The sequence below is a fragment of the Rhizobium sp. P1_E1 genome (genome assembly GCF_056406015.1).
In genome coordinates this window covers 1-1,666 of record NZ_JBFUAY010000466.1, presented here as the reverse complement: position 1 = coordinate 1,666, position 1,666 = coordinate 1, and the positions used below count along the sequence as shown (strand labels likewise).

The 1,666-nt window shown below is 60.0% G+C and carries 2 protein-coding genes and 1 pseudogene; 1 reads left to right on the top strand and 2 read right to left on the bottom strand.

Going from position 1 to position 1,666, the window contains the following annotated elements; genetic code table 11:
- Positions 1 to 126: pseudogene (locus AC1D1Z_RS37160) on the bottom strand (WGR domain-containing protein); the annotation flags it as partial.
- A gap of 470 nt (positions 127 to 596) precedes the next feature.
- On the opposite strand from AC1D1Z_RS37160, the gene AC1D1Z_RS37155 reads away from it, so the two are divergent.
- On the top strand, positions 597 to 884 hold the full coding sequence (locus AC1D1Z_RS37155; RefSeq protein ID WP_477853812.1) for a hypothetical protein: 288 nt from the start codon (positions 597 to 599) through the stop codon (positions 882 to 884).
- 241 nt (positions 885 to 1,125) lie between these two features.
- On the opposite strand, the gene AC1D1Z_RS37150 is transcribed toward AC1D1Z_RS37155, so the two are convergent.
- Positions 1,126 to 1,575 (bottom strand): thermonuclease family protein, encoded by a 450-nt coding sequence (locus AC1D1Z_RS37150; protein ID WP_130806920.1) that lies wholly within the window; start codon positions 1,573 to 1,575, stop codon positions 1,126 to 1,128.
- Positions 1,576 to 1,666 lie beyond the last annotated feature (91 nt).

Sequence of the window (1,666 nt, the reverse complement as noted above, 5' to 3'; positions counted from 1 at the left end):
CCCGATCTCCATGGCATAGTACCGCGCCATGTTCTTGGCTGGATCCGTTCGTTCGACATAAAGCTGGTAGGGTTGCGAAATCATGCCGGCATGATCGTCACACAGCGCCGCTACGTCCAACGACATATGTGAATCCTACAGGTGCGACCGATTCATTTTCGTGAAGAATGGCGTTCGGGCGAGGCGCCGATGGCGCGCGGCTCTAGTCGCACTGCGACCGGAGCCCGCACGCGGTCTCCGCCCCGCCGGGTTACGATCCTCTCTCAGCAAGAGGCATGCCTCTGCGAAATCTCATTGTCCGGAGACAGCCGGAGCCTCCCGTCGCCATCGGAGATGGCAAGCGGTCGCATCCCTTCAGGACGCGGTTCTATCTCTCTCTGACGTCCCATTTTGCACCCGCCGTTCCGGCGTCAAGGACATCGCGGCCCCTCCAATTTTCCCAACGCCGCAAGCGGCACAGAGAAAATCGGTTCCTCCGCTCGCCGCAGGGCGGCCGCGTTCCGCGGTCCCTGACCCCTCACGGACTACGGTGCCGACACCTTTCGTCAGAAAACGAAAAGGAGACTCTGATGACAAAGCATCAATTCGCTCGTGTGGTGGAAGAAGATCAGAAGCGGCCGGATCAACAGCCGGATTGGCTTGAACGACTGCGCCGAAATTTTGATGCGGAAGTGCATCTTCCCGCCGATATCTCGCGGGAGTTTCTGTCTGCAGCGCTGCTTTGGGCAGTCGACAACAAGGTCGATTTCGGTTTGTTCCACGAGGCCAGCGAGATCATCATTGCGMACTTCGGCGGTGATGAGATCTACCTCCCGTCGCGGTGGACCGACAAAAGATGGCACATCGGCCTTGAGGACAAAGAGCCTTTCGATCCGAGCGGCTGAGGTCGAGACCAGAGGCGGCTTGTCGCCTCTGGTCTTTGCCTATTCACATGAGCCCCTCCAGCCGGATCGACCGAGCGGAGCGGCTATGAAAGGGAGCTCTGCCGCCCCTCTCAATCTCACCCCATGAAGGAAGGGCAATGCCCCTCCTTCAAACTTCCTCCCATGGAGAAAGGGGACGGTTCCCTCCTCCCCTTCCCCAAGCCCATATCCCTCTCCCGTGCAGGGAAGGTGAAGATGGCTGTCACCCGCCCTGGCACCAGCCGTGTCGGGCACCATCCCATGATCGGGCAAGCCCTTCCTTGATCAAGGCATCGCCCAGCGAATTGCCTGCACGAAATACGGTTGGCAGTTTGCGTCCATATTTGTCTTCGTCACGGAACCCGGCCGCTAGCGAGAATTTTCCAGTGTTGAGTAGCGTCAGCAGGCGGGATTTTGCCGCCTCACCCTTTATCCGTTCCGCCTCGCACCGGGGCGGGCTGAGTTCAGGCGTATCGATGTCGGCGATGCGGATTTTCTCGCCCTCGAACCAGAAGGTGTCGCCGTCGACGACGCAGTTCGCGCGATGGCTTCCGTCGCACATCGAAAATGCGGTCGACAATGAATCCGTCGTCGGTTTCTTGGCCAAAGTGCCGAGATCGGGGAGAACGTCGGCGCCGCCACAGGCAAGCCAACCCCCAACAGCAATGATCACGGAGCATAGAACTGCCGTCGAGCGTTTACGCCATCTGTTCCGCCCAGATCTCAGCAGTCCTCCACCCGCGCGCTGCCGGTCGCGACCGCCC